Annotated in this window: 23 protein-coding genes and 1 tRNA gene; 7 read left to right on the forward strand and 17 right to left on the reverse strand. The window is 54.2% G+C overall.

Features of this window, described 5'->3' with window-relative positions; all coding sequences use genetic code 11:
- Positions 1-4 precede the first annotated feature (4 nt).
- From curA to ABWV33_RS05555, 3 genes are read right to left on the reverse strand one after another with little or no spacing between them, the layout of a single operon-like run.
- Positions 5-1,039 (reverse strand): NADPH-dependent curcumin/dihydrocurcumin reductase, encoded by a 1,035-nt coding sequence (curA, locus tag ABWV33_RS05545; protein ID WP_353329413.1) that lies wholly within the window; start codon positions 1,037-1,039, stop codon positions 5-7.
- A 37-nt stretch (positions 1,040-1,076) separates the two neighbouring features.
- Positions 1,077-1,466, reverse strand: a complete 390-nt coding sequence (locus ABWV33_RS05550; protein WP_353329414.1) for an OsmC family protein — start codon at positions 1,464-1,466, stop codon at positions 1,077-1,079.
- Positions 1,463-2,077: a TetR/AcrR family transcriptional regulator gene (locus ABWV33_RS05555; RefSeq protein WP_353329415.1), complete on the reverse strand. Its 615-nt coding sequence runs from the start codon at positions 2,075-2,077 to the stop codon at positions 1,463-1,465. Before ABWV33_RS05555 ends, ABWV33_RS05550 begins: the two co-directional genes overlap by 4 nt.
- Before the next feature lie 227 nt (positions 2,078-2,304).
- Here ABWV33_RS05555 and ABWV33_RS05560 point away from each other — a divergent pair.
- From ABWV33_RS05560 to ABWV33_RS05570, 3 genes are all read left to right on the forward strand, one after another.
- Positions 2,305-2,381 (forward strand) — tRNA-Arg (locus ABWV33_RS05560).
- A gap of 161 nt (positions 2,382-2,542) precedes the next feature.
- Positions 2,543-3,568, forward strand: coding sequence for a LacI family DNA-binding transcriptional regulator (locus tag ABWV33_RS05565; protein WP_113824038.1), 1,026 nt, complete (start codon positions 2,543-2,545; stop codon positions 3,566-3,568).
- Positions 3,569-3,572: 4 nt separating this feature from the next.
- Positions 3,573-4,787: a winged helix-turn-helix domain-containing protein gene (locus ABWV33_RS05570; RefSeq protein ID WP_353329416.1), complete on the forward strand. Its 1,215-nt coding sequence runs from the start codon at positions 3,573-3,575 to the stop codon at positions 4,785-4,787.
- Between the two features lie 23 nt (positions 4,788-4,810).
- On the opposite strand, the gene ABWV33_RS05575 is transcribed toward ABWV33_RS05570, so the two are convergent.
- From ABWV33_RS05575 to ABWV33_RS05635, 13 genes are all read right to left on the reverse strand, one after another.
- Entirely contained in the window at positions 4,811-5,743 is a 933-nt protein-coding gene (locus ABWV33_RS05575) for a helix-turn-helix transcriptional regulator (protein WP_353329417.1), read from the reverse strand.
- Between the two features lie 120 nt (positions 5,744-5,863).
- Positions 5,864-7,048 (reverse strand): benzoyl-CoA 2,3-epoxidase subunit BoxA, encoded by a 1,185-nt coding sequence (gene boxA / locus ABWV33_RS05580; RefSeq protein ID WP_353329418.1) that lies wholly within the window; start codon positions 7,046-7,048, stop codon positions 5,864-5,866.
- Positions 7,045-7,218 (reverse strand): hypothetical protein, encoded by a 174-nt coding sequence (locus ABWV33_RS05585; RefSeq protein ID WP_162930637.1) that lies wholly within the window; start codon positions 7,216-7,218, stop codon positions 7,045-7,047. Before ABWV33_RS05585 ends, boxA begins: the two co-directional genes overlap by 4 nt.
- 46 nt (positions 7,219-7,264) lie before the next feature.
- The gene (boxB, locus tag ABWV33_RS05590) at positions 7,265-8,716 is read right to left on the reverse strand and encodes a benzoyl-CoA 2,3-epoxidase subunit BoxB (protein ID WP_353329419.1); all 1,452 of its coding nucleotides are present in this window, start codon (positions 8,714-8,716) and stop codon (positions 7,265-7,267) included.
- Between the two features lie 36 nt (positions 8,717-8,752).
- Positions 8,753-10,414 carry a 2,3-epoxybenzoyl-CoA dihydrolase gene (boxC, locus tag ABWV33_RS05595; protein ID WP_353329420.1) on the reverse strand — a complete coding sequence of 554 codons (1,662 nt, stop codon included), beginning with the start codon at positions 10,412-10,414 and terminating at the stop codon, positions 8,753-8,755.
- Between the two features lie 142 nt (positions 10,415-10,556).
- Positions 10,557-11,375 carry an alpha/beta fold hydrolase gene (locus ABWV33_RS05600; protein WP_353329421.1) on the reverse strand — a complete coding sequence of 273 codons (819 nt, stop codon included), beginning with the start codon at positions 11,373-11,375 and terminating at the stop codon, positions 10,557-10,559.
- The gene (locus ABWV33_RS05605; protein ID WP_353329422.1) at positions 11,375-12,904 is read right to left on the reverse strand and encodes a benzoate-CoA ligase family protein; all 1,530 of its coding nucleotides are present in this window, start codon (positions 12,902-12,904) and stop codon (positions 11,375-11,377) included. Before ABWV33_RS05605 ends, ABWV33_RS05600 begins: the two co-directional genes overlap by 1 nt.
- A gap of 146 nt (positions 12,905-13,050) precedes the next feature.
- Positions 13,051-14,835 carry a feruloyl-CoA synthase gene (locus ABWV33_RS05610; RefSeq protein ID WP_353329423.1) on the reverse strand — a complete coding sequence of 595 codons (1,785 nt, stop codon included), beginning with the start codon at positions 14,833-14,835 and terminating at the stop codon, positions 13,051-13,053.
- A 73-nt stretch (positions 14,836-14,908) separates the two neighbouring features.
- A complete protein-coding gene (locus ABWV33_RS05615; protein WP_113823842.1) occupies positions 14,909-16,408 on the reverse strand; it encodes a TRAP transporter large permease in 1,500 nt (499 codons plus the stop codon).
- Complete coding sequence (locus ABWV33_RS05620) at positions 16,405-16,989, reverse strand: TRAP transporter small permease (protein ID WP_353329424.1); 585 nt, start codon at positions 16,987-16,989, stop codon at positions 16,405-16,407. Before ABWV33_RS05620 ends, ABWV33_RS05615 begins: the two co-directional genes overlap by 4 nt.
- 60 nt (positions 16,990-17,049) lie before the next feature.
- Positions 17,050-18,096, reverse strand: coding sequence for a TRAP transporter substrate-binding protein (locus tag ABWV33_RS05625; RefSeq protein ID WP_113823844.1), 1,047 nt, complete (start codon positions 18,094-18,096; stop codon positions 17,050-17,052).
- Positions 18,097-18,334: 238 nt separating this feature from the next.
- A complete protein-coding gene (locus ABWV33_RS05630) occupies positions 18,335-19,033 on the reverse strand; it encodes a fumarylacetoacetate hydrolase family protein (RefSeq protein WP_353329425.1) in 699 nt (232 codons plus the stop codon).
- Positions 19,034-19,689: 656 nt separating this feature from the next.
- Positions 19,690-20,628, reverse strand: a complete 939-nt coding sequence (locus ABWV33_RS05635) for a 3-hydroxyacyl-CoA dehydrogenase NAD-binding domain-containing protein (RefSeq protein ID WP_113823846.1) — start codon at positions 20,626-20,628, stop codon at positions 19,690-19,692.
- A 192-nt stretch (positions 20,629-20,820) separates the two neighbouring features.
- Here ABWV33_RS05635 and ABWV33_RS05640 point away from each other — a divergent pair, with 192 nt between their 5' ends.
- Together ABWV33_RS05640 and ABWV33_RS05645 are read left to right on the forward strand one after the other, a co-directional pair.
- The gene (locus tag ABWV33_RS05640) at positions 20,821-21,198 is read left to right on the forward strand and encodes a 5-carboxymethyl-2-hydroxymuconate isomerase (protein WP_353329426.1); all 378 of its coding nucleotides are present in this window, start codon (positions 20,821-20,823) and stop codon (positions 21,196-21,198) included.
- 101 nt (positions 21,199-21,299) lie between these two features.
- On the forward strand, positions 21,300-22,712 hold the full coding sequence (locus ABWV33_RS05645; protein WP_353329427.1) for a pyridoxal phosphate-dependent decarboxylase family protein: 1,413 nt from the start codon (positions 21,300-21,302) through the stop codon (positions 22,710-22,712).
- A 22-nt stretch (positions 22,713-22,734) separates the two neighbouring features.
- On the opposite strand, the gene ABWV33_RS05650 is transcribed toward ABWV33_RS05645, so the two are convergent.
- The gene (locus tag ABWV33_RS05650) at positions 22,735-23,916 is read right to left on the reverse strand and encodes a DUF3095 domain-containing protein (RefSeq protein ID WP_353329428.1); all 1,182 of its coding nucleotides are present in this window, start codon (positions 23,914-23,916) and stop codon (positions 22,735-22,737) included.
- A gap of 113 nt (positions 23,917-24,029) precedes the next feature.
- Here ABWV33_RS05650 and ABWV33_RS05655 point away from each other — a divergent pair, with 113 nt between their 5' ends.
- Both ABWV33_RS05655 and ABWV33_RS05660 read left to right on the forward strand, forming a co-directional pair.
- A complete protein-coding gene (locus tag ABWV33_RS05655) occupies positions 24,030-25,202 on the forward strand; it encodes an MFS transporter (RefSeq protein WP_353329429.1) in 1,173 nt (390 codons plus the stop codon).
- Positions 25,203-25,281: 79 nt separating this feature from the next.
- On the forward strand, positions 25,282-26,304 hold the full coding sequence (locus ABWV33_RS05660; protein WP_113823851.1) for an aspartate-semialdehyde dehydrogenase: 1,023 nt from the start codon (positions 25,282-25,284) through the stop codon (positions 26,302-26,304).
- The last annotated feature ends 13 nt before the right edge of the window (positions 26,305-26,317 follow it).

The following is a 26,317-nucleotide window of genomic DNA, read 5'->3' on the forward strand; positions in this document are numbered from 1 at the left end:
CTGGTCAGGATGCACCGACTTTAACGACCAACTTGCCAAAATTTCGCCCCTCAAGCAGCCCGTTGAATGCATCAGGTGCATGCTCCAAACCTTCGACCATCTGTTCACGATACTTGATTTTGCCTTCTTTTATCCAATCGGTCATTTCCTTAGCAAACCGTGGATAGTGATTGGGGAAACTGTCCCAAACAATAAAGCCCTCAACCTTGATTTTTTTCACTAGAAAAGCGCCCAGCATTGCACCCGAACGGTCAGGTCCTTCGGGCAAGCTGGTCGCGTTGTATTGTGACACCAACCCACAAAGAGGGACACGTGCAAACGGGTTCAAAAGCGGCAATACAGCCGCAAGCACGGCACCACCGACGTTCTCAAAGTAGACATCGATGCCATCAGGGCAGGCCGCAGCGAGCTGTGCTTCGAAATCCGTTGCATTGCGGTCAATACATGCATCAAAACCAAGTTCGTTGACTGCATGGGCACATTTTTCGGCCCCCCCGGCGATGCCGACAGCCCGACAGCCCTTGATCTTGGCGATCTGACCCACAGTGGCCCCTACAGGACCGGTTGCAGCGGCCGTCACAACGGTTTCACCGGCTTTCGGCGCGCCGATTTCAAGTAGCCCACAATACGCCGTAAGCCCGGGCATGCCCATGATGCCAAGCGCCCAAGATGGGTGCGCGGGATCGGTTCCCATATTGGTGACACCAGCCCCATCCGAAACAGCGTAGTCCTGCCAGCCATTGAAGCTGAGCACCCAATCGCCTTCAGAAAATCCTTCGACGTCCGAAGTAACAACGCGCGCGACAGTTCCACCAACCATCGGGGCACCAATTGCAACCGGCTCGGCATAGGATTTGGAATCATTCATCCGGCCACGCATGTAAGGATCCAGTGAAAGATACTCGGTCCGAAGCAACATTTGACCTGCGCCCGCAACTGGCTTGTCCGATGTTTCAAGGCGCAGGGTATTGGTATCCGGAGCGCCAACCGGACGTTTAGCAAGTACGATTTGACGGTTCTTGTTAGTGTCTTGTGTCATGGAATTCTCTTCTCAGGATGAAGTGTAAAATTGCAGGTCAACCTCGACGTTGCCGTGCAAAGATTTGGAATAAAAAACAAACCTTGTTCGTGGCGTTCAGCACAGAATGTGCCTCTGGCTCAGACAGGCCCGCGATGTTTGCGTAGGGACCAGCTTCAAGCCCAACGCCACGGCCTTCAAGCTTTTGCATCCCACTCTCAACTGTTGTGGAGCACGCGCTTAGAGCAAGTTCCATACGGTGTGCGACCAGTTGCATCGCATTATCAAAACATGCGCAATACCCTAGTGCAGAAAGCTGCTTGGGGTTTAGGCCCTCCTCATTGTTGCTCGGAGGCAATGAGTTGATTTCAAAGCTTCCGTCATCGAGTTTGCTGGCTCCCCAACGCCCACCTGTCGCCGTGGCGCTGGTTTGGTGTGAAACTTTCAAGGTTGTTCCTTTGGGTTTAGGGAGGGCTTGGCCAGCAAAAGCTCGGTTGTTTCCAGAGCATTCAGAAACGGGTCGCGCGTACGCGACAGTTTCGCCATCAGACTCGCACCCAACCACATTTCGTACAGTGCGGTTCCAAGCAAATCCGCTTGCACCGCTTTGGAAATCGAGTTGTCCGCCTGGCCTTCGGCAATAGCTTGCGAAAGGCGTGCGCCAATTCGGCTGGTCCCTTCTTCAAGAATACTGCGCATCTCATCAGACACATCTGAGATTTCGGCGCCAATCTTTACAATCAAACATTGTGTGCAGATATCACCCGACGTTTGCGAGCTGATCCAAAGAGACCAATAATGCATTAGCCGCGCGCGTGCGTCGGGGCCTTCGGCATCCAGTATCTCGTCCAGCCGGACCAAGTACTTCGAAAGGTACTGCATGAGAAGTTTGCAGCCAAAGTCCTCTTTCGAAGCAAAATAGTGGTAGAATGATCCCTTGGGCACCGAAGCAGTTCTGAGTAATTCGTTCAGCCCCATACCCGCAAATCCCCGCTGGGCAACGAGGCCTTGGCCGGTGGCGAGGATATGTTCTTTGGTGGTGTCAGTACGAGATTGCATACCGTTTGATACGTTAAATTAGACCGGTCGTCTAGTCGGCAAAAATTTCATCCTTAGGACACCGCATTAGAGGCGTCACCCTCGCCCCCGGCAAATCTTCGGGAATTTCAGAGTTTGTCTATTTTGGTTGAACCCGCTTTAGGCGGAATTGAAATAAGCACCTTACACCCTACCGCTAGAGCCGTTGACATTTCCAAAGCCTTCCAAGAAAAAAGAAAAGCATTTGGGGGCCGTTAGCTCATCTGGATAGAGCGCCAAATTCCTAATTTGGAGGCAGCAGGTTCGAGTCCTGCACGGCTCACCATTTGCAAGTTGATCCAGCACACTTCCAGCCAAACACCAAGAAAGAGCGATTGGCTGTCCTACTCCAGCCCAACCAGATATCCTGCCCCTTGCTGCATGGTTGTGCATTGCCTTTCGTTCGCGTTAACATCACCCAAAGCTGATCAGCATAAAGGGTTCGATTTGTCGCCTGATACCAAACGCCCGCTCACCCTACGCGATGTCTCTGAAGCGTCGGGGGTTTCTGAAATGACCGTTAGCAGAGTGCTGCGTAATAGGGGTGATGTATCCGACGCCACGCGAACACGTGTCTTAGCCGCAGCCAAAGAGTTGGGGTATGTCCCAAATAAAATCGCAGGTGCGCTCGCTTCGAACCGGGTCAATCTTGTCGCCGTGATTATCCCCTCTTTGTCCAACATGGTCTTTCCCGAGGTGATGACTGGGATCAATCAGATTTTGGAAGATACCGAACTGCAGCCAGTTGTTGGGGTGACTGACTATCTCCCTGAAAAAGAAGAAAAAGTTCTGTACGAAATGCTGTCTTGGCGCCCCTCTGGCGTGATCATTGCTGGCTTAGAGCACACTGAGGCGGCTCGCAGCATGCTGAATGCGGCTGGCATCCCTGTCGTTGAAATCATGGACACAGACGGGAAACCAGTTGATGCCAATGTTGGCATTTCACATCGTCGCGCCGGGCGCGAAATGGCCCAGGCTATCCTAAAAGCGGGCTATCAACACATTGGGTTCTTGGGCACCAAGATGCCGCTTGATCACAGGGCCCGGAAACGGTTCGAAGGCTTCACCGAAACCCTTGCCAAAAACGGTATCGAAATTGAAGATCGCGCCTTTTATTCTGGTGGTTCCGCTTTGGCCAAAGGGCGCGAGATGACACGCGAAATGCTGGAGCGGTCCCCGGAACTGGATTTCCTCTACTATTCCAACGACATGATTGGGGCCGGTGGGTTGCTGTACTTATTGGAACAGGGCATTGATATCCCGGGCCAGATTGGGCTGGCTGGCTTCAATGGTGTTGAACTGTTGCAAGGTTTACCGCGGCAACTGGCCACTATGGATGCTTGCCGAATTGAGATTGGCAGAAAAGCCGCCGAAATCATCGCAGCCAAGCTGGAAAACCCTGATACCGACATGGAAACCCGTATAACCCTAGCCCCCACAATCAGTTATGGCGACACGCTGAAAAGGCGTTGACAGGTTGACGTTGCCCCGGCTTGAAAATCGCATGGCGCGCGCGCTGTTCATGGATCGACATGCACTGGCGGAAAGCCCGGCTGGGCCCGCCAAGGGATCCGACCTCGGCGCTCTTATTCACCGGCTGGGGTTCGTGCAGCTCGACAGCATTAACACCGTCGCACGGGCGCATGATTTGATACTGTTTTCCCGGCGCCCCAGTTATCGTGCTGAGAATTTGAAACGACATTATGAGCAAGACAAAGCCCTGTTCGAACACTGGACCCATGATGCGGCCGTGATCCCTATGTCGTTTTACCCGCACTGGCACCTGCGATTTCAACGCGATGCTGAGCTGCTGCGAAAACGGTGGCGGAATTGGCGGCGAGACGGGTTTGAAGCACAATATGAAACTGTTCTTCAGCATATTCAGACACATGGGCCTGTGAGCTCTTCAGATGTGGGCAAGGATGAAAAGAAGGGGTCTGGGGGTTGGTGGGACTGGCATCCGTCCAAAACCGCACTGGAATACTTATGGCGCAGCGGGGCCTTGACCGTCATTGGGCGCGAAGGGTTCCAAAAACGCTACGATCTGACTGAGCGTGTGATTGAACAGCACCTGTGTCCCGATGGCCACCCCTGCGAGGCTGAACCCACGATTGATTGGCTGTGTAACGCCGCTTTGGACCGGTTGGGGTTTGCGACCTCTGGCGAACTGGCAGCGTTCTGGGACACGGTTTCTACCACCGAAGCCCGCGCTTGGTGTACGGCCGCCGAGTGTCGAGGGGAGATCCAACAGATTGAGGTCGAGAACGCAGATGGCAGTCTGCGTAAACACTTTGCCCGCCCCAACGTTCTGGACAGTGCGGCCAGCGCCCCTGCTCCGCCGAACCGTATTCGCGTGCTTAGTCCCTTTGATCCGGCACTGAGAGATCGCAAACGGGCCGAACGATTGTTTGGCTTTCACTATCGCATCGAAGTGTTCGTCCCAGCGCCAAAACGCACCTATGGCTATTATGTTTTCCCATTGCTTGAAGGGAACAAATTGGTTGGGCGTATTGATATGAAAGCCTATCGAGATCGCGATACCCTTGTCGTTCGTGCCCTCTGGCCAGAACAAAAGATCAAATGGTCAGCCGCACGGACCAAACGATTGGAGGCCGAATTAGAACGTGTCCGACGCTTTATTGGTTTGGGCCACATCGAATTTGGACCGGAATGGCTGTGTGACCCCAAATAGGATCAGACTGCTAAACTAGGCTGTCACTGGATCTGTTGCTGAGTGACAAAGCCACGCTCTTTCACCAATTCCAAAAGCGATTCCAATGACGCATCAATCGTCTGGCCAGCTGTATCCAGCTGCGCGCGCGCCTTATCATAGAGCGCCTCACGGCTTTTCAGAATTGACTTAAGCTGCTCCATCGCCTCGGGGTTGCCTGCCATCGGGCGTTCATCCCCTTGCGCGCGCACTCGATCCATATGTTCGGCTGGAGAGGCGCGTAGCCAAATGGTGTGAAAATTGCTCAGCAGGCTCTTATAGGTTTCCGGCTCGGCTACGATGCCGCCAGCCACTGCAAGGATCAATGTTTCATGGGTGGCAATCACACGGCTCACCGCCTGTGCCTCGAGCTTGCGATATCCTTCTTGACCGTACAGAGCCATCACCTCATCCACTGGCATGCCACTCTGTTCTTCGATCTCTGCATTCAATTCAACAAAGGGAACATCAAGGACTTCTCCCAAGCGAGCCCCCAAGGTGGATTTCCCGGCCCCTCGTAAGCCGACCAGACAAATCCGCTGCGCCCGCATCACCTGCTCAGGCTCTGGGTTCAGAGCTTGCAATACTGTCTGCTGAACTTCTGTGTTGGCAACCCGAAACAAATCAGCCACCCGCATCGCATCCGAAGTCCATGGGTCGTCTTCCCCGACAAGCCACTCAATCCGGTGATCCAGTGCAACCGCAACGCGTTGCAGCAATCCGATCGAGATATTGCCCTCGCCCGCTTCGAGTTGCGCAAGGTATCTGGGGGACACGCCGGAAATTTCCGACAAGACACGGCGCGGAATGCCACGCCGCTCCCGCGCTTTGCGTACCCGGTCACCGACACGAGCGATCAAATCTTTGACCGACGCCTCTGCATCATCCGCTGGATTGTTTGGTGTGCTCTCACCACGGAAATTGGTAATTTCGGCCATTTCGCTCGTTCTTTGTGCAAAATAATGCCTAATCATACAGCATTTACGGGGTGCTGACAATAGATCAGGCCACCGCGCGCATTATCTTGCAATAGCCAGAGAGGACACGAAACAGAACGCTTAATACGTCTCTACGTGATAGCGCCCATCTTCGCGCATCTTATCGCGAACATCGACCCAATTCAAACCGATACCGCGTGCAATATCCTTGAGTGCCTCTTCTACTCCCTGCTCCATCGCCTTAAGGCCGCAGATATAGATATGCCCATTGGGATCCTGCAACAACTGACCGACCTTTTCAGCCTGTTCGCGCAGCTTATCCTGAACGTAATGCTTGGTCTCTCCGTCTTGACGCGAAAACGCAAAATGCTTGCTCATGAAGCTGTCAGGTACTTTGGCGAGTGGACCGAAATATGGCAACTCTTCTGGGCGCCGGGCCCCGAACACAAGGGTCAGTGTATCTTTCAACGTTGGGTTTTCACGCTGACGGCGCATCGTGAACCCCCGGAAGGGTGCCGATCCGGTTCCCGTACAGATCATTAAAAGATGCGCGTTCGTGTCTGATGGCAACAAGAAGGTTGCGCCAAACGGGCCTGTTACCTGCACGGTATCACCCGGGGCTAAATCACAGACATAGTTGGAACACAGGCCCTGCTCCTCGCGCTTGACAGTCAGGGACAGGTTGTTGAAATTCGGACGTTCCCCATCGCGCGGACTGGATACCGAATACAGTCGCGGCAAATGCGCGTTGCCTTCGGCATCGGTGCCGGGGGGAATGATCCCGACGCTCTGCCCTTCGAGCACCGGAAACGGCAATGCACCTAGGTCCAGAATAATGTGGCGCACATCGCTATCGCTGGCGTTATCCGTGAGACGGTAATTACCCTGCACACGGGCCTGCGCAGGCTTGCCCAACGTATAAAGGTTTATCGTGGGTTTCGACGCAGACGCCGGGGCCCTTGCTTTGCCGCCTGCACCGCTATGCGCTTCGGCCAACAAGGCTTCCATCGCATCATCTAGCGCCTCTAGACCTGTGTCTTCGCTGGCCAGATCAACCTGTTCTGGCAACTCCTCCCACTCCAATTGATCCTCGACAGCATAGGGCGTAGTCACCACCCGCCATTCGTCAATCGATCCGGTCGGGCAAACCGGAATGCAGTCCATGCAGAAATTACATTTCGAGGCATCCACCACCACATTCATGTCGTCATGTTCAATTGCTCCAGCTGAACACGTCATTTCGCAGGTGTAACACCGAATGCAAATTTCAGGATCGATCAGATGCTGTTTAAAAGGTTTGGTCATGTGTTCCGATCCCGGCGCAACAAGATATCAGGCAAGGTCAGCGCCTCGATCAACTCAAGACACACGCCCTTGCATTCCGTACACCCAACGCAAGGGCCACTGAGATTTGCAATGTCCTGACCCACCTGTGTTGTTCGGGGGGCTGTGGCGATGCCACGCTGAATTTCCATGATCCTCTCCCTTTTAGAACGGGGCGGGTAAAACCCGCCCTCCTCATTATGCCATATGAAGCTGAACGTATTCAAAATCGCCAGGCTTGTTGTCGATCCCAACTTTAGGTGGGGAAATCCAGCTGGCGTATTTACCCGGTTCAAAGCATGGCTTCATCAAGGATTGAATAAAGTCACCATCCGCTTTGGTCGGCAACCAGTCCTTTGATTTGGCATCCCATTCCTCTTGCGGGATGATATCCCCGTCGGGATTTACGTTAACCGCGGAAAAGACTCCGATTTTGCGATGGAACCCTTCGTGCGGCAGGGTCATGGCAAATTCGATCCCGTGCTTGCTGATGAGTTTATTCCAACGCCCGACACCGCCGGCAGCGTCTTTGACATAATCATCGCGCAGACGCATGTTAATCGCTGTCAGGGCTGGCACCTCTTCCGAGACGATCGCGCCGCCCTTAACATTGCGCACCATGTAGGTGTCATTGCTCAGCTTGTGATCATCCTTGATCCGCATCTCCATAAACCGACCCTTGATGCCCGAGTTGAAGGCATTGGCCGCGTTGGTCGAGACCTCTTGCCCGAACAGATCCAATGACAGGGTATAGTGCAGGTTCAACTTCTTCTGAATCGTGGGCAGATCAATCACACCCAGATCCCGGATCTTATTGATGTCATAGGGGTCGGTAATTCCCGCTTTGTTCATCGCATCGCAGGTGGCCTGAATGGTCCGTCCGACACCCGTTTCGCCCACGAACATGTGATGCGCTTCTTCGGTCAGCATGAACCGGCAAGTGCGGCTCAGCGGATCGAACCCGGATTGGGCCAAGCTTTCTAACTGCATCTTACCATCACGGTCGGTGAAATAGGTGAACATGAAGAACGACAGCCAATCCGGCGTTTCTTCGTTGAATGCGCCCAACATCCGGGGGGCTTCTTCGGAACCCGACGAGCGGACCAACAGGTCATTCGCCTCTTCGCGCCCATCGCGACCAAAGTATTTCTGCAGCAGATAGACCATCGCCCACAGGTGCCGACCTTCTTCGACATTCACTTGAAACAGGTTGCGCATGTCATAAAGTGAAGGTGCCGTCAGACCCAAAAAGCGCTGCTGTTCAACCGAACCAGGTTCTGTATCGCCCTGAATAACGATCAAGCGCTTCATCAAATTGCGGTATTCACCCGGAACTTCCTGCCAAGCGGGTTCGCCGTAATGTTCACCACAAGGAATGGTGCGCCCCTCGACCTGCGGCGCCAACAGGACACCCCAACGGTATTCTGGCATTTTCACATAGTCGAATTTGGCCCAGCCCTTGGGATCAACCGAAACCGCAGTGCGCAGATACACCATGCTTTCCTGAAAATTCTGCGGGATCAGGTCGTTCCACCAATTGATGTATCCCGGGTGCCATTTCTCCAGCGCTTTCAGCACCTTCTTGTCCTGGCTCAGACCCACATTGTTTGGGATCTGCGTATCATAGCTCACATTAATCAGATCAAGCATTTCATTCCTCCCCTGCGACTGATGATCCAGTCCCCGTCAAACTCGTTCCATGTTGTATTCGCCGCGCACCCCAGTGCCGTAGCGCTGCAAGGCACCTTCTTCGCCAACTGCATTCGGGCGCTGGAAAATCCAGTTCTGCCATGCGGTTAGCCGTCCAAAAATGCGAGTCTCCATCGTTTCAGGTCCTGCAAACCGCAGGTTCGCTTCCATCCCTGTCATCGCATCCGGCGAAAAGCTGGCGCGCTCTTCCATGAAGAGACGCACTTCGTCCTCCCAATCAATGTCATCAAAGGCATATGTGATCAGGCCAAGCGCTTCGGCGGCGTCTGCCTCAAGCGGTTCACCAACCCGCCCCCGCGCAGTCTCAACCGCTTCGGGCGCACCTAAAAACCGGGTTTGCAGGCGGGTCAGATCATTTCCCATTGGGAAGGTGCCAAAATTGCTGTTGGTCAGTGTCACCGCCGCAAGCGGACGATTGTCGCCCTCGAATTCCTCCAACATCATGTAGGATCGATCGACCGACCACAAAAGTTCGGCAAGAACACCTGCAAAACACGATCCGTGTTCAACCAATGCCACCAGCGATCGCGATGTCATGTCGACCCGCTTCAACACTCGTTTCCAGTATTTCAGGATCTCATTCGCCAACCAATGGTCTGCGTTGTCCGTCAACAGCGCCTCGTGCGCGATCAGCTTTTCCGCATCCCCCTGAGTACGGAAAACAACCAACCCCAATTCGCGCTCATTCAAACGCAGATGCAAGATCGCGTCATCCAATTCCCGCGCTAAGCGGAGCATGTAAGCCTGAGCACCCTGTTCGGTCAGCGCCTGCATCGATGCGGGCGCATCTTCTTCTGGGCCATTGATCGTGATGGTTGCGCGCCCTTCGGCACGATCCAGCGCGACCTCAACAGTCGAATAGGTGACCGATCCGTCCTCTGCAAAGCTACGATTTAGCGGTGAAAGCTCGACACCCTGCTCTGAGGTAACTTTGGTCGAAGAGGCCGCAAATGCCTGGGCCCGCTCTTGAACCGAGGCATCGAATTTGGAATTCGCGAACACCTCATCCACCAGCCGCCAATCCACTGCGCGTTGACCTTTGACACCTTCCTCGACGGAACAGAAAACATCCGCTAGATCCCGGCGGACTTTACGTTTGTCGGTCACCCGGGTCAGACCGCCCGTTCCGGGCAAAACCGCAAGCAATGGCACCTCAGGCAATGCCACTGAAGAGGTTGAATCGTTGGTCAGCATGATATGATTGCAGGCCAGTGCAAGTTCGTACCCACCGCCCGCACATGCCCCTTTGACTGCAGCAATATAATTCTGCCCCGAGTCCGCCTCGGCGGCTTCGAACGTGTTGCGAGTCTCATTGGTGAATTTACAAAAATTGACTTTGTGCGCGTGACTGGCACCGCCCAACATCCGAATGTTTGCCCCAGCGCAGAACACCTTGTCCTTGGCCGACCGCATTACCACCACTTTGACTTCTGGGTGCTCGAATCGCATCCGCTGCACCACATCGGCCAGCTCGATATCCACCCCCAGATCATAAGAGTTCAACTTGAGCTCATACCCCGGAAATAACCCAGCGGTTTCATCCACATCCATGAACAGATTTGCGATCTCACCGTCGTACTCCACCTTCCAGTGGCGGTATTTTGAGGGGTCTGTCTGAAAGTCGATAATTGAGGACATGCCAGGCTCCACGTTTGCGTTTCGATGTGCAACTTAATACAACAAATCATGCAGAACAAGCACAAGTTAGCAAAATAATGCACATCATTTTGATATGTAAGTTAATATGGGTGTAAATTGTTGCATTATAATGCACTAATTTTTACGCCGGAACCACTTCAGCATGCTCAATACGTTCAAGACGGGCGCAGTATTCTGCGATATCCCCCAATGTCTGATCAGGGCACTCTTGATGCGGGGCATGCCGACAATCCATTTCGAGTCGATCCACCGGGCAATAGGCCCGATCAGAGATTTCATCGAGCTGCGCCATTGTACCGTACTGATCCCCGTACCCCTGAATCGCCAAGATCGGCACGCGGATGTAATCAATTACCTCAGCCACGTTCCAATCCTTGAAACCCGGATCCAGCCACACATCACACCACCCCCGAAAGGCCCCAACCGGATCGCGATGATATTTCGCCATCTTCTCTTGCATACCAGATTGCGCAAAAGCCTCCCCTGCGCGGGCGATTTCAGCCAAACCAGACTCTTCGGTGAAAAAATGCGGTGCAGCCAAAATGAGACCGCGCACGCGACGATCTTCAACACTACCGGCATAAATCGCAGCGATGGTGGCCCCATCGGAATGACCAAACAGAATACACCGCTCGATGCCTGCTTGGTCGAGAAGATGCGGCAGTACATCCAGCGCCTCGCGCGTTTGAAAATCCAGCGGGCGCGGTAAAGTAACAGGATCAGATTGCCCGTACCCCTGACGGGAATAAACCAGCACCCCCAAACCAGTACGTTTCGCCACCAATGCCGGAAAATCCCGCCACAGCGCCACGCAACCTAACCCCTCGTGCAGCATCACGATCGTCGCCGCCGCGCTGGGGTCCGGCCCGTAGCAGGCGTATTCCAAGGCCACACCGTTCATCTGCATCTGTTGCCTTGGGGTTTCGCTCCACTCAATCATCACGTCTGCTCCCGCAATTTGAACCGTTGAATTTTGCCGGTCGCTGTTTTTGGTAGATCTTCAACAAATTCGATCCAGCGGGGGTATTTCCATTTGCCCACCTTCTCTTTGACGAACTCTTTCAGCTCGTCTGCTAGCCCGTTGGTCAACTCTTGTTTCAGCACGATATAAGCCTTGGGTTTTTCCAATCCCTGATCGTCACGCACGGCCACGACCGCAGCCTCCAGAACCGATGGATGCGATACCAGCGCCTGCTCCACCTCAAACGGGGACACCCAGATTCCTGATACCTTGAACATGTCATCCGTGCGCCCACAGTAGATGTACCGCCCCTCTGGCGTCAGCTCGTATTTATCGCCCGTCCGGGTCCACTCACCTTCGAATGTTGCCCGGCTCTTATCACGTTTGTTCCAATACCCATCAGCCGCCGAGGCCCCACGCACCAACAACTCACCAATCCCGCCAACAGGAACCTCTGCACCATTTTCGTCGACCAAACGTACCTCGTATCCGGGCACGGGGCGCCCGGACGTGCCATAGGCTACATCACCAGGCGCATTCGACAGGAAGATATGCAACATTTCGGTCGACCCAACGCCATCCAGAATATCCGTGCCCGTCAGTTTCTGCCATGCGTTGCCAATGTCTTCGGGCAGCGCCTCGCCCGCTGAAATACAGCGTCGCAGATTAGTGTCCGGCACCGTCCCCTGCTCTAGCAACGCGACTGTCGCGGCATAGAGGGTGGGCACACCACAAAACAAACTTGGACGTTCATCTTTCAGGATTTGAACCGTCATATCCGGCGTGGGGCGGCCGTTGAACAGCACCGCCTCTGCCCCTACAGACATCGGGAAAGTCATGCCGTTGCCCATGCCATAGGCAAAGAACAATTTGGCAGCGGAATAAACAACATCATCCGGTTCGATCTGCAAAACCTGCGCACCATAGGTGTCCGATGTCGCCTGCAGGCTGCCGTGAACATGACGCACGCCTTTGGGTTGACCCGTCGAGCCCGAGGAATAGAGCCAGAACGCAACATCATCTTCCGATGCCTCGACAGTTTGCGACGGTTCGCACCCCTGCACAAAATCGCCAAAGCTATCGGTTCCTTCGGGGGCGTCTCCGATCACAACGACATGCGTGAGATGCGAGGCGGCGCGAGCCGCAGATTCGACAACCGGCCAAAGTTCCTCTGAGACAAACAAGCACGTTGCGCGACTGTCTTGTAAAATCGCGTCATAGACCGAGGTCGCCAGCAACGTGTTCAACGGTACCGGAATAACACCAGCCTTAAGACATCCCCAAAAGATCTGGGGAAACTCGATCTGGTCCAAAACCAACATCACGGCGCGTGCTTCTCGCGGAATCCCCGCCCGCACCAAAGCCGAGGCAACCTGGCCCGTTTTTTGCGCCAATGTACCATAGGTCAGTGACCGTTTTGCGCCAGCCGCTTCGCGAAAAGCCGCGCGATCCTCACGGCCTTGCTCCACATGGCGATCCACAAAATAGTGTGCTGCGTTTCCGCTCATCTACCCCTCCCCGGCGTGATTGGCTTGAGCGGTGCGCAGGCGGTCCTCCTAACCGGCGCCACACACCTCTCTAATATGTGCGTAATAATGCATCGTTAGCCGCAATATGCAACATATTGCGCACATCTTTTCTTGAAATATGCATTTTATCGCACAATTATTATTCCTGTAGCAGCCCCCGCATAAAGGCGCGTCAGGATATCAGCCCGTCTACTTAATAGTTTGCGGAAATTGAGATTGCCCTTGGCAGTAATTTCACCTTCTGCCATCGAAGGCGGCTCGGCCAAAATAATAGCACGTGTGATACGCGCCGAGGAACCCTTGCCCGCGGACAGTTTTGCCAATCGACTTGCTATCTCAATCTCAAATTCTTCCGGTAATAGAATGCCCTCATCCGCTGTTAGCTTTTCTGTCACGGCAGGCGTAGGGAAAATCAAAACCCCAACTTCGTCGCGATCAGCCCCTGTGATAACAACGTCCGCCGCCAAAGACGCCAAAGCCACCAAAATTTCCAATCGCAAGGATGCGGCGCGAACCCAGATGCCCGTGGACAGCTTGAAATCTTCAGAAATTCGCCCGTCAAATCGCAAGCCTTTGGACATGTCATCAGGATCGACCAACGTCATGGCATCGCCCGTGCAAAAATACCCCTCGCCGTCAAAGGCGTCGACTGTTTTTTCCGGATCCTTGTAATAACCGGAAAACACATTCGGGCCTTTAACGCGCACCTCAAAGCGCGGCAGATCCTCAGGCACCAACTTCACCACAGTACCGGTCAGCGGAACACCGACAACGCCGGGTTCCTCCAAAGGTCCATGCTGAAAAATACATGCTGGTGCAGTTTCAGTGAGCCCCCAGCACGTTGTCACCAACGGCAAATCACCTCGTTCAGCCAAACACATCGCACGCAAATCATCCCAAACATCGCGCGGCAACGAGGCTCCGGCGTAAAAGATAAGATCAAGATCCGCAAAGAACTTGGCCCGTAATTCCGCATCCTCACGCATCGCGTCCCGCAACAGAGCAAAGCCAACCGGAACATTGTAGGCCAAGTTTGACGGCACCATTTTTAGGTTCTCGATCGTTTGCCCGATCAACGCAGGTGCTGGTTTGCCCCCATCAATATAAAGCGACCCACCAAAGGCCAGCATTTGGTTGAAACTGAACGACCCACCAAAAACATGGTTCCACGGCAACCAATCAACAATAACAGGGGGGCGAGCAGTCAGAGCGGGCAGTGCATCCCCATACATTGCCTGATTAGTACACATCATGCGTTGGCTCGTCAGCACACCCTTCGGATTCGACGTCGACCCAGACGTCATAAGGATCTTAGCTACGGTTTCTGGCCCGACTTTGGCTGCAACCGGATCAATCTCTGCCCGCTCTTTCGTTAGATCCGAAAGCTGCGTCATTCCGGGCGCGGCATTCTGACTGACAACGATTTCACGCCCCTGCATTTCGTCCAACGCAAGAGCAGACGCGAATTTCGCACCGTCTTCGGCAAACACCATGGTCGGCTCGATCAGTTCAAGAATGTATTTCAACTGCACCTGCGCGTCTGGCACCAACGAATAGGGCTCGGCCACTGGAACCGTTGGAACCCCGACGTATTGCGCGGCAAGACTTAGCAATCCGTGGTCTATTCCATTGCCAGACAGGATCAAAATCCGGGTATCCGGCCCCATTCCTCGCGCGACCAATCCGGCTGCCAAGGCGCGAACCCGTTCCAACGCCTCGCCATAATGCACCTCACGCCAAACCGGTCCGCTGCGCTCTGCCAGAAAGATAGCATTCGGACGCTCAGAGGCCCAATGATGTAACCAATCCGTAGTTTTGGAAACAGGCGCACTGGCTTCATATCCCGAGCGCAGAAAAATCTCCCCCTTGGGGCCATCCTCGCGCAGGACGTTGTGGCGTACGTAATCCATCTTTGCACCTCGCTAAGCGACCGCACCCCAAGAGATGGGATGCGGAGTGTCAGAGACCGGAGCGGCAGAGGTCCTACCCCGGCAATAGAAACAGCGTGATCGCCGGAAAGGCGACAAGAATGATCACCCGGACAATGTCGGACCCAACAAAGAACATGACCGCTTTGTACGTTTCAACCATAGGAGTCGTACGATCCATCGCGTTGATGATGAACAGGTTCATCCCGACTGGAGGGGTGATAAGACCAACTTCGACAACAATCAGAACCAGAATGCCGAACCAGATCGCAACGTGCTCAGCCTCCATCCGGTTCGCCATACCTTTGGTGACCCGAATACCCAGCTCTTTCATCTCGGCGCGGGTAAGCTCTGTACCCGTAGCAATTGCATCCTTGATCGACGCTAGTGTTTCAGCCGCCATGCCCTCAGGCACCCCATTGGCCAGCACCTCGCGCGCAGCATCTGCCTGCATTGCAGCAAGATTGATCAGATCAAAATCCATTGCCGAAATCACCGGGAAAAAGATCGGTATCGTCAACAGGATCATACTAAGGCTGTCCATTAGGCAGCCAAAAACAAGGTAGAAACACAGGATCAGGGCCAAGACGACCCACGGGCTGAACCCTTGCGCCACCACAAAGCTGGAGAGTTCTTGAGGGACCTGCGTCAGCGCAAGAAAACCGTTATAGAACCCGGCACCCAAAACGATAAAGAAGATCATCGCGGTAGAACGCGCCGTCACGGTAAAGCTTTCCACCAGTGTTGCGCGCGTTAGTCCACCGTTGAAAAAAGCGATTACAGCTGTGCCAAAGGCGCCAACAGCGGCCCCTTCGGTTGGAGTGAACCAACCCAGGTAGATGCCCCCCACAACCAAGCCAAACACCAGCAGCACCGGCCAAACCTGTATCATAGCGGCAAAGCGCTCCGCATAGGGGACAGCAGGCCGCGTGCCCGCGCTTTCTGGATAGAGACGAACATACAAAGAAATTGCCAGAACATAGCCCAATGCCGCAAGCAATCCGGGAATGAACGCCGCCAAAAACAGCTTGGCGATATTTTGTTCTGTCAAAATGGCATAGATCACCAAAACCACTGACGGAGGGATCAGAATACCAAGGGTTCCACCCGCGGCCAGTGTGGCAGTCGAAAACCCGCCCGCATAGCCGTATTGCTTAAGTTCGGGCAAAGCGACGCGCCCCATCGTGGCAGCCGTTGCCAATGACGATCCACAAATCGCACCAAAACCAGCACACGCCCCGATCGAGGCCATAGCCACCCCGCCTTTGCGATGCCCAAGCCAGCTTTCTGCGGCTTTGAACAGGGCATTCGACATGCCGCCCAAGGTCGCGAAATGCCCCATCAACAGGAACATTGGCACTATGGTCAGCGAATAGCTGGAAAAGGTCGAATAGGTTTCGCTCTTGAGCCGCCCAAAGGCGACCTGCGTCCCGTCCGTCACCCAGATCAACCCAACCAGACCTACAACAAACATTGCAAGCCCAATCGGTACCCGTAAAAAGATAAGCACCATCAACGCCGGAAACGACGCAATCCCAATCTCTAACGTGCTCAATGGCTTGCCTCCGTGCCATCCCAGACCAGAACACGCCCGGTCAGAAACTCGATAATACGGACACCCGCCATATGCACACCAACAATAGCCGCCGCTAAAGACGCAACAAAGCTGAGTGCATAGGCCCACCAAATCGGGAACTGCAAAAGGAACGTAGTTTCGCCGTAGGAACGTTTGCTCATCATCCCATCAAACAGCTTCCACATGATCAGCAATAGGACAGCTGCAAAGACGATCTCGATCACCATACGTAGGAACCGGTTCACAACCGCGGGGAAACTATTCGCGAGGATATCGACTGAAGCATGGCCCGCCGTGATTTGACACAGTGGCAAAAAGCAAAAGATGGCAAAGGCGACACCAGCTTCGACAAGCTCAAAATCCCCATTCACAGGACCAATCCCAATCCCGATGGCCCAAGAGGCAAAGCCGGGGGCAACGCTTTCCATGAAATCACCGTGGAAAAAGCCGTTCAGCAAACGGCCCAGGATGGATACGCAGGTCAGCAGGATCAGTGCGCTTAGAACGATCCCGCCAACGATGGCCAGCGTTCGCGCCAGCCCCATCATCAGCTTGTGCATCAGTCAAGTGTCTTTCTGGAAAAAGTGCCGTGGCGAATTGGACCGCCACGGCCAATGTGTTTACTGCGAATACTTTTCGATCAGCATACGGGCCTCATCGATCAAAGCCTGACCGTCTTTGCCCTTGGATGCCATATCAGCGATCCACTCGTCATAAATCGGCTGCGCCAGCGTGCGCCATTCTTCGACACCAGCCGCATCCACGGTGATGATGTTGTTGCCAAGATCCTCGGCCTGTTCACGTGCGGGGCCATCTGCGTCCGCCTGCGTGCCACCGGCAAAAACCGAGAACTCCAGACCCGAATTGTCATCCACAACCTTTTTCAGATCGTCAGGCAGGCTTTCATATTTGGCTTTGTTCATCGCCAGAACAAACGTCAGCGTATAAAGCGCGCGACCTTCGAATTCGGTGTGGTTTTCAACCAGTTCAGGAACCTTCAACGCGGCGGTGACTTCCCAAGGAATGGTTGTGCCGTCGATCACACCTTTGGACAGACCCTCAGGCACAGCGGGCACAGGCATACCAACCGGGGTGGCGCCCAGTTTCGTTAGCAACGAATTGACGGATCGAGATCCACCACGGATTTTCATGCCTTGCAGATCAGCCGGTGTTTCCACTGGATCAGCCGTGTGGATCATGCCGGGACCGTGCACCCATGTGCCAAGAATGTGCACATCCTTGAACTCGGTGTCTTTCATGTGCTTTTCAAACATTTCCCAATACGCACGGCTCACTGCACGGGCATCGGTCATCATGAACGGAAGCTCGAACACTTCTGTGCTGGGGAAACGGCCAGGTGTATAGCCAACAACAGTCCAAACGATGTCCGCAACGCCATCAATGGCTTGGTCCATCAGCTCTGGTGGCTTGCCGCCCAATTGCATCGAGGGATAGCGCTCGACCTTGATCCGGCCACCCGAATCTTTTTCAACATTGTCCGCCCAGACATCTAGCACCAGTTTTGGCACGTTCGCCTGTGCAGGCAGAAACTGGTGAAGTTTCAGCGTAACCTCTTGCGCCAGCGCCGAAGTTGTTCCGAAACCGGTGGCCATAGCCGCGACTGCAGCCCCACCAATCAAGCCCAAAAGCTTTCTGCGATAAGTCATGTGGTTCCTCCCTCTAATCCCTCGTGTTGGCATTATAATGCAAACTTCCAGCATCAATGCAATATATTGCTTACACGTCTTACCTGTCGAGACTGCAACTGAACCCGTACAAGACGCAAGCTCCCTCTCTCAAGATTGGCAGACGAAGTTAGAGTGAGCCGCATTTCAACATCCCTTTGCGGTCACGTATATCAAACCAGTTCAGCCAAAGACGCTTTGGCTGGACTGGTTGTTAAGGTTATTCAGCAGCGGTCAATGACAATTGGATCGGGTCCAACCCGTCTATGCCGCCTGTGATCTCATCGCCAGCTACCACGGGACCGACACCTGCGGGTGTGCCGGTCATAATCAGGTCACCGGGTCGCAGATGATAGTATTTTGACAGGTGGCAGATAATTTCGTCGATCTTCCAGATCAATTCCGCCAACGTTGCGTTCTGCCGGGTCTCCTTATTTACCGATAAATGAATGCGCTTCCCATCATCTGGCGACCAATCCGTGACCTTAGTGAGCGGTGCAAAGACAGCGGCATTTTCGACGTCTTTGCCCAAATCCCAAGGCCGTTGCTTGTTGCGTTCCCGAATTTGCAGGTCTCGCCGGGTCATATCCAATGCACAACCATACGCGTAGACTGCCTCCCATGCCTCAGACTGGGTTGCCTGGAATACCGGCTTACCGATCGCCAATGCCAGTTCCATTTCATAGTGAAAATTTTCAGTCCCCGGTGGGTAAGCAACCTCTGCCCCGGTCAGCACCGCATTGGCCGCAGACTTGGTGAAATAGAATGGAGCCTCGCGATCCACCTCATGCCCCATCTCAGCGGCATGCGCAGCATAGTTACGCCCGACGCAAAATATCCGACCAATCGGGTAGGTTCCCGTCTCGCCATTAACTGGAATTCCCGGGGTCAAGGGTAGAGAAAACAAGCTGTCGCTCATTGCGAACGCTCCTCATAGTTGCCGATTTTATCGTGTTGCGATCAAACAAAGGCCGCCTGTCTAACAAACCCTTGCTTCCACACAAACGAGAGATAGCGACAAAACCAACGCCTGTGAACGGGTCACCACATCGCCCGTCATCACCTTGTTGCGCGTCACATTGCTGTCTGGATTGGACCTGCAGAATACATACCTAGCCGATTCGCGGTTACCCATCTCCCGTTGAAACCGACGTTGAGACGGCACTTTCCCCAAGATTTCATCGTCAATCAGGAAGCCAATGCACGATGAAATCCCGAAAGATTTGTTCAAATTGGCAGACTATCGCCAGCAACCATTGGTTGCATAAGCGGAAATTTGCGCACTTTTAACACGCAAACCGCATTGTCTCCATTGACGCTTGCACACCGAACACTAGTTCCCCCTTATCTTACTTAGGGCCTGATACCTTAATGCTCCGACCGACAGATCCGCCCCCGGGTCCCCAGCTGGTTAATACCGCGACGTCTGATCATTTGGAAAAAGGCCTTGCTTCAAAAGCAAGTCACGCTGGGAATTGGCCCCGGCGGATGAGCTGAAGGCCAGGTACAGCAGCTACACCCACCTGGCCGTTCCGCCAGAGACGACCCCCCTTGTCTCTGGCGGATTTCCTCCCCTCAAAATCCCCAGGTCTTTTTAACCTTGAACACTTGCGCCAAAGCCGCATCCCGACGTTTGACCAAAGTCGCTTCATCTTGGCTTTCCAGTTCGCGATCAACTCCTGCAACCAACATGTTTTTGACGGCTTCTGTTAGTTCGGGTGTGCCATGCTCCTGCCACCGCGCCTCTTGTGTGGCACCAAGGTGATCCAAATAGTGTCTATAGCCGCCTTTACCCCCGCCCAGATGATAAGTCAGATGCGGCCCCATCAACGCCCAGCGCATGCCCGGCCCATAGGAAATGGCACGGTCGATATCTTCGACGTCCGCTATACCTTCGGCGGCAATATGAACGGCCTCGCGATACAGTGCGGATGTAAGCCGGTTCGCTAGATGGCCAACGACTTCCTTTTTCACCCTTACCGTAACCCGCTCAATGCGCTGATACAGGGCTTCGGCGCGATCTATGATTTCTGGCGCGGTCAGTTTTCCTGCAACCAGTTCAACCATCGGCACCATGTGGGGCGGATTCATTGGGTGGGCGACAAGAATACGCTCAGCATGGCGAGCCCCGCGTTGAATATCAGACGCCAACAACGAAGACGTGCTCGACGCTATGATCACGTCAGGCCGCACAACCTGCTCAAGCGATTGAATCGTTTGTTGCTTGATTTCGATTCGGTCCGGGCCATTTTCCTGAACGAAATCGACTATATTTAATGACGCTAAGTCGGAAGAGAATCTGGGTAATTCTGGGTCCGAAACAGTTCCAAGCTCCAACTCCGCCATGATAGCCCAAGCATCGCGAACAAACGGCCCGATATCAGCGGACACCATCGGATTAGGATCATAGACATGGGTTTGAAACCCAAAGGCCGAAAACAAGCTGGCCCAGCTGAGACCGATTATGCCCCCGCCAACGATACCAACGGTTTGAATATCCTGCGTCCCACGCATTTTAGCTCCTTTGGTTCGGTGTCACTTGCACCCTGGTGCATGCCTTAGTCATGCGAGGCTTGCAGCCAATGTCCAGACCTACCCTGACTATTCCTTTCCCAAGAATGTTACCGGTTCCCACCATCAATATTGACTTTGTGATCGGGATGCCTTTATTTCACATGTTAACTATATTGACCAAAGGTGAGCCGCTTGCCGCACTTCATGCTGGACTACTCTGCCAATCTCGAAGAACTCACCAGCATCCCGATGCTGTGTGACGTGTTGCGCAAAGCCGCGATTGAAACGGGCGTATTCCCAATGCCGGGTATTCGGGTTCGGGCCATGCGGGCTGATTACGTCTCCATCGCGGACGGCGACCCAAAGCACGCCTATTTGGATATTTCGGTTAGATTGCGCGCAGGGCGTGATCTGGAAACCCGGAAAAAGGCCACGGCCCATCTGTTCCAAGTCGCCAAGGCACATCTTGCACCCGCAATGGAACAACACTCGATCGCCCTGTCGCTGGAAATGCGCGATATCGACCCCGAGCTATCGCCCAAAATCGGAACGATCCGAGATCATATTTAGCCCAAACAAAACATGTACCGATGCAGACCCATTGCGTTCTGATCCACTCAAGGTCATCGCCGAATCTGCACGATCACACGTCACATCCCAAGGAGAACGACATGAAATGGAATGAGTTTGCCGATTGGGGTCGCAAGGTTGCTGATTGGACCCAAGATTATCACCTGACCGTCGGGGACCGCCCTGTTCGCGCGCGCACTGAACCCGGTGAGGTTTTCAATGCTTTGCCCGAAACGCCGCCTGAAACGCCGCAAGCGATGGAAGATATCTTTGAGGATTTCGAAAACATCGTCATGCCCGGCATTACACATTGGCAACACCCACGGTTCTTTGCCTACTTCAACTCCAATGCCTCCGCGCCTTCGGTCTTGGCAGAGTTTTTGTCGTCGGCCATCGCGCCCCAGTGCATGTTGTGGCAAACCTCGCCAGCCGCCACCGAGATGGAAACCCGGATGATGGATTGGTTGCGCCAAGCGCTCGATCTGCCGTCTGAGTACGAGGGAGTCATCCAGGATAGCGCATCATCAGCCACGTTGGCGGCAGTCCTGACTATGCGAGAAAAAGCGCTCAACTGGACGGGCAACACCCAAGGGCTTCCGGGTCAGACCCCCTTGCGGATCTATTGCTCTTCCGAGGTACACACCTCGGTTGATCGTGCCATCTGGGTTGCGGGCATCGGGCAAGACAATTTGATCCGCATTCCAATTCAAGGCGATTGGCGCGGGATGGATCCCGTTGCCCTAGAAGCCGCAATCAAAACTGACATTGCGGCAGGTCTAACACCTGCGGGTGTCATCCTGTGCGTTGGCGGTACCGGAACAGGCGCCACCGATCCCGTTGCCGAGTGTTTGGATGTTGCAGAGAAATACGGGCTTTATACCCACGTGGACGCTGCATGGGCTGGATCGGCGATGATCTGCCCTGAATTCCGTCACTATTGGCCCGGGATCGAACGGGCAGACAGTATCGTCTTCAATCCACACAAATGGCTTGGGGTTCAATTCGACTGTTGTGCACATTTTCTGCGCAGCCCCGATGATTTGGTGCGGACCTTGGCGATCAAACCAGAATACCTAAAGACCCACGGCAAAGACGGGATTATCAACTATTCCGAATGGTCCGTGCCTTTGGGGCGCCGGTTCCGAGCGCTCAAAATTTGGTTCGTGATCCGCACCTATGGCCTTGAAGGGTTAAGGGATCGCCTTCGCAATCATGTGAACTGGTCCGTTGCGCTGCACGATAAGCTCGCACAAACCCCTGACTTTGAAATTGTGACGATCCCGATGTGGTCCCTGTTCACCTTTCGCTATGCCCCTAAGGGCGCCGACGATCTGGACGCGCTAAACCAACGCTTGGTCGATGCGATCAATGATGACGGGCGCATTTATCTAACACAGACCCGCGTTGATGGGGATTTAGTCATTCGGTTCCAAGCCGGCCACTTCGAAGCGACTGAGCAGGATGTGATGATGGCCTATGACGTGATCACCGAAATCGCAGGTGGGCTTGCTTGACGCCCCCGGTTACGGGTCAGTTTTAACCTTTGATCTGGGCGGCTGCCTGCGTGTAGCCGCCCGCAGCACCATCGATAAAATGGACGTGATCGTCGCGCACAGCTGATGGAACAATACACGTCACCATCGCCTCGTCTTGCGCGAACAAGCCGTATTTGATTTTACCGCACATACGCGCCTCTTCCAAAATCTGCTCGATCTGAACCCGTGTGTTCGGATCACAATCCAATGTCATTTTCAAACCATCATCAAATTTTCGGAAATCAGCATTATTGCTAACCATCGCTGCATAATGATTCGGATCAAACGACCCAAGGTTCACGCCTGTCTTAAACAGCAACCAGATCAACAGATTCTGCCCCAAAAGTTTTGCCTTTTGTACGGTCAGATTCTTGCCCGTTCGTGACACGTGCGCATCTAGGTCCAACCCCGGCGGCGGCCAACGAACACCCGGCCCCCCAAGTGGGACAGGGTGCCCCGAGCGTAACAAGCCTTCTGAAATAGAAACCACACGATGTGCGAGATCGGCAAAATCACGTTCACTTGCCCGCTTGGTCGGCTGGGCAACAAGGGAAAGAATCTGTCCGTTCTGAGCGGGCGCGTTGGACCAGCGGCAGGACAAGCCCGTTAAATCAGGCTGGGCACCAGGAGCTGCAGGTTCAACAATATGCACACCCGCTTTCATTTCCTGCTCAACCCAGGCCAGACCGCCACCTGAGAACATCGCATAGTCCACGCCATCGGAAACAGAAAAGCGCGCAACACAGACATCTCGCCCAGCTTCTCGCACCAAGGCCACAGGAACCAAAGACGCACGCAACTGGATTCCAAATTCTTCTTCAGCCCAGCGGCGCAAATCAGCGAGCGCTGCAAATACCGTTTGAGCTGCCGTTACGGGAACCGCAAAAGACGCACCATCCCCACCAAATACATACGGGAAAGCACGACCTTCCAACCCATTGATAAGTGAAGAGATGACTGCAGCACCAACCATGTTGACAGTCTTGTAACGCCCCTTTGCGATCTCACCAGTTGAATTGACGATATCAGTCGTTCCAATTAGCCAATCCGACGGTACCGGGGTGAAGCTATCTGGATCGGCCATTAAGGTGAAATCCCGAGACAAAGGGAGTTCGCGATAGAATGAGTCACCATGTTCGTCGACGCCCGTGTTCACATCAAAGCTCCTTCCGCTTCGCGTCATGGTATCGCTCGATCCTCACCTGACAAGAAAATGCAACAATTAACACAGCCTTGTGCATCGGCGCGTTCCATGTAACCCCTTCTCGAAACGCGTCACGCTAGAGGAACCAGTGCATGCAGGTGGGTTTGATTGTATTGTGTCTGGCTTATGTCCTTAGCCAGTTTTTTCGCGCATTTTTGGCGGTGCTCGCATCGATCCTGAACCAAGATATCGGTGCTACGCCTGATGATCTGGCAACGGCATCTGGGCTATGGTTCCTGACGTTTGCCGCGATGCAATTGCCCGTTGGACTAGCGTTGGACAAAATCGGCCCACGCCGCTCAGCTGCCACGCTCTTGCTTTTTGGTGGCGGTGGTGGAGCACTGCTGTTTGCCCTCGCTGCAGCCCCATTGCACGTAAATCTGGCCATGGTTCTGATCGGGATTGGGTGTTCGCCCGTTCTGATGGCCTCGTATTTCATCTTTGCCCGCAACTATCCTCCGGCGCGGTTTGCAACACTAGCCGCGTTGATGTTGGGAGTCGGCTCAATCGGTAATTTGGTGGCCTCTTACCCAACCGCGCTGGCTGTCGATCTGATCGGGTGGCGTGGGACCTTGGGGGGATTGGCCGTTCTTTCAAGCCTTGTGGCTTGCGGGATCTGGTTCACCGTTAAAGACCCGGAACCGGTCCAAACCACTGAAAAAGGCTCTGTTCTCGATCTGCTCAAACTGCCCGCTATCTGGGCCATCCTACCGCTAATGTTTGTGGCTTATGCTCCGGCTGGCGCGTTGCGCGGACTATGGGCTGGCCCGTATTTAACCGATGTTTTCGGGCTAAGCACAAACCAGATCGGACAAGCCACGTTGGTTATGGGCGCCGCTATGATCGCCGGTACCTTTGTCTATGGCCCGTTGGATCGCATCCTCGGCACACGAAAGTGGGTGATCTTTGGCGGTAACCTCTTGGGTGCCTTGGCCATGATTTCGCTTGTGATTTGGATTGATCATAGCATCTGGACCTCTGTCACCTTGATCGCTCTTGTTGGTTTTCTAGGGGCAACCTTCCCGGTCATCATGGCTCATGGGCGCGCCTTTGCCCCGCCTCATCTGGTTGGGCGTGGCATGACCCTTTTGAACCTCTTTGGCATCGGCGGAGTTGGCGTGATGCAATTGATTTCTGGTCGCATACACGAAGCAACAATCGGCACCGTTCCTAGCGCGCCTTACACCGCTATCTTTGGGTTCTTCGCAGCGGCCCTGTTGGTGGGACTTGTGATCTATTTGTTCAGCCGCGACAGCATAGACTAACCTACCCTCTTTCCCCTCGGGCGCTTTCGCTGTATGGAACCGCCGCTGGTTGTCGAACCGGCCTATCTGGAGAAAGAAAATGGGTTACCGCATCGTCGTTGTCGGCGCCACAGGCAACGTGGGCCGCGAAATGCTGAACATTCTGGCTGAGCGCCAGTTCCCCGTGGACGAAATTGCCGTACTGGCAAGCCGTCGTTCCTTGGGCACCGAAGTGAGCTTTGGCGACAAGACGCTGACGACCCAAGATCTGGATACGTTTGACTTTACGGGCTGGGATATCGCGCTGTTTGCGGTTGGCTCCGAAGCGACCAAGATTTATGCACCCAAGTCGGCAGCTGCGGGCTGTGTTGTGATCGATAACTCGTCGCTGTACCGCTACGATCCCGACATTCCGTTGATCGTGCCCGAGTGCAACCCCGAGGCTGTGCACGGCTATTCCAAGAAGAACATCATTGCCAACCCCAACTGCTCGACCGCGCAGATGGTCGTTGCGCTGAAGCCTTTGCATGACCGCGCCAAGATCAAGCGCGTTGTTGTGTCGACCTATCAGTCGGTATCGGGCGCAGGCAAAGAAGGCATTGATGAGCTGTGGGATCAGACCAAGTCGATCTACAACCCAACAGACGACAAGCCTGCCAAGAAATTCACCAAGCAGATCGCTTTCAACGTGATTCCCCACATCGACGTCTTCATGGAAGACGGCACGACCAAGGAAGAATGGAAGATGGTCGCTGAAACCAAGAAGATCATTGATACATCGATCAAGGTTACGGCCACTTGTGTCCGCGTGCCTGTGTTTGTTGGCCATTCTGAGGCCGTGAACATCGAATTCGAAGATTTCCTGGACGAAGACGAAGCCCGTGACATCCTGCGCGAGGCGCCGGGTATCATGGTCATCGATAAACGCGAAGATGGCGGCTATGTCAGCCCCGTCGAATGTGTGGGCGATTTCGCCACGTTCATCAGCCGTATCCGTCAGGACTCGACTGTTGAAAACGGCCTGAACCTGTGGTGCGTTTCTGACAACCTGCGCAAAGGCGCGGCATTGAACGCTGTACAGATTGCTGAATTGCTGGGTCGCGAAGTCCTGAAAAAAGGCTAAGCCTCGGCAACAA

The organism is Phaeobacter sp. NW0010-22 (assembly GCF_040365955.1).
In the GTDB taxonomy this organism is placed as follows: domain Bacteria; phylum Pseudomonadota; class Alphaproteobacteria; order Rhodobacterales; family Rhodobacteraceae; genus OMPR01.

Bases quoted from the DNA above. Each gene is read 5' to 3' on its own strand.
- ABWV33_RS05650 (WP_353329428.1), bottom strand. From the start codon at position 23,916: ATGACGCGAAGCGGAAGGAGCTTTGATGTGAACACGGGCGTCGACGAA.
- ABWV33_RS05660 (WP_113823851.1), top strand. From the start codon at position 25,282: ATGGGTTACCGCATCGTCGTTGTCGGCGCCACAGGCAACGTGGGCCGC.
- ABWV33_RS05610 (WP_353329423.1), bottom strand. From the start codon at position 14,835: ATGGATTACGTACGCCACAACGTCCTGCGCGAGGATGGCCCCAAGGGG.
- boxA (WP_353329418.1), bottom strand. From the start codon at position 7,048: ATGACCAAACCTTTTAAACAGCATCTGATCGATCCTGAAATTTGCATT.
- ABWV33_RS05605 (WP_353329422.1), bottom strand. From the start codon at position 12,904: ATGAGCGGAAACGCAGCACACTATTTTGTGGATCGCCATGTGGAGCAA.
- ABWV33_RS05585 (WP_162930637.1), bottom strand. From the start codon at position 7,218: ATGGAAATTCAGCGTGGCATCGCCACAGCCCCCCGAACAACACAGGTG.
- ABWV33_RS05600 (WP_353329421.1), bottom strand. From the start codon at position 11,375: ATGATTGAGTGGAGCGAAACCCCAAGGCAACAGATGCAGATGAACGGT.
- ABWV33_RS05575 (WP_353329417.1), bottom strand. From the start codon at position 5,743: ATGGCCGAAATTACCAATTTCCGTGGTGAGAGCACACCAAACAATCCA.
- ABWV33_RS05555 (WP_353329415.1), bottom strand. From the start codon at position 2,077: ATGCAATCTCGTACTGACACCACCAAAGAACATATCCTCGCCACCGGC.
- ABWV33_RS05630 (WP_353329425.1), bottom strand. From the start codon at position 19,033: ATGAGCGACAGCTTGTTTTCTCTACCCTTGACCCCGGGAATTCCAGTT.
- ABWV33_RS05645 (WP_353329427.1), top strand. From the start codon at position 21,300: ATGAAATGGAATGAGTTTGCCGATTGGGGTCGCAAGGTTGCTGATTGG.
- ABWV33_RS05620 (WP_353329424.1), bottom strand. From the start codon at position 16,989: ATGCACAAGCTGATGATGGGGCTGGCGCGAACGCTGGCCATCGTTGGC.
- curA (WP_353329413.1), bottom strand. From the start codon at position 1,039: ATGACACAAGACACTAACAAGAACCGTCAAATCGTACTTGCTAAACGT.
- ABWV33_RS05625 (WP_113823844.1), bottom strand. From the start codon at position 18,096: ATGACTTATCGCAGAAAGCTTTTGGGCTTGATTGGTGGGGCTGCAGTC.
- boxB (WP_353329419.1), bottom strand. From the start codon at position 8,716: ATGCTTGATCTGATTAATGTGAGCTATGATACGCAGATCCCAAACAAT.
- boxC (WP_353329420.1), bottom strand. From the start codon at position 10,414: ATGTCCTCAATTATCGACTTTCAGACAGACCCCTCAAAATACCGCCAC.
- ABWV33_RS05655 (WP_353329429.1), top strand. From the start codon at position 24,030: ATGCAGGTGGGTTTGATTGTATTGTGTCTGGCTTATGTCCTTAGCCAG.
- ABWV33_RS05635 (WP_113823846.1), bottom strand. From the start codon at position 20,628: ATGCGTGGGACGCAGGATATTCAAACCGTTGGTATCGTTGGCGGGGGC.